General features: G+C 53.2%; 1 protein-coding gene. It reads right to left on the bottom strand.

All coding sequences use genetic code 11. The annotated features are described in order from the left end of the window. Window positions 1-286: glycosyltransferase (locus ACLJNW_RS24105; protein WP_410961205.1), on the bottom strand; the 286-nt coding region annotated here is incomplete at its 3' end. Window positions 287-314: the final 28 nt, after the last annotated feature.

Here is a 314-nt window from a genome sequence, read left to right as displayed (position 1 = left end):
GCAGCAGACTGATGATCTTATCAGCTCGCGCATAGGAGAATCTTTCGATCCAACCGGTAACACGCACCAGGGGATTGTCAGCTTTCAAGCCTCCCAGTTCGACCAGACTCAAAGGCCAGATATCGCGCACCTCAAATACAAATTTCGCACCTAGCAGGCGAGCAGCCAGCCAACAGCTAACGACGCCAAACGGGTGAGGCGATGAGTAGATAATCGCATCCGGCGTTCCACGCTTCAGGGCCAAGATCAGGCAGAATGGCAGCAACATCATGGTAAATATGAGCATCGATAGCATTCTGCCCACGCCATTGCCC

This window comes from Salmonella sp. SAL4457, assembly GCF_046548235.1.
Taxonomy (GTDB): domain Bacteria; phylum Pseudomonadota; class Gammaproteobacteria; order Enterobacterales; family Enterobacteriaceae; genus Salmonella; species Salmonella enterica.
Note: the sequence above shows the minus strand (reverse complement) of the source record. Positions and strands in the feature narration are given on the sequence as shown.